We start from the raw sequence: 226 nt of genomic DNA, 5'->3' as shown, positions 1-226 counted from the left end.
ACCGCCGCTTCCCGCAGCGGTCGGACCTCGTGGTCGCCGTCTTCCGGCATGCCGTCGATGCCACCGCGGCGGCCGCGGACGAGCTCGCCGCCGCGCACTCCCCGGATGACGCGCTCGCCCTGTGGCTGCAGCGCTTCACGCAGTTCGTCGCCACGAAGCGCGGGCTCGCTGCCGCGCTGCACTCCGGAGATCCCGCCTTCGAGGCACTGCCGTCGTACTTCACCGC

General features: G+C 73.5%; 1 pseudogene. It reads left to right on the top strand.

The features are described 5' to 3' along the window. Positions 1–226: pseudogene (locus tag DSP71_RS14535) on the top strand (TetR family transcriptional regulator); the annotation flags it as partial.

The organism is Microbacterium sp. H6, assembly GCF_003314775.1.
GTDB lineage: Bacteria > Actinomycetota > Actinomycetes > Actinomycetales > Microbacteriaceae > Microbacterium > Microbacterium oxydans.
The sequence above is the reverse complement of the archived record's forward strand: the minus strand, read 5'-3'. Positions and strand labels throughout refer to the sequence as shown.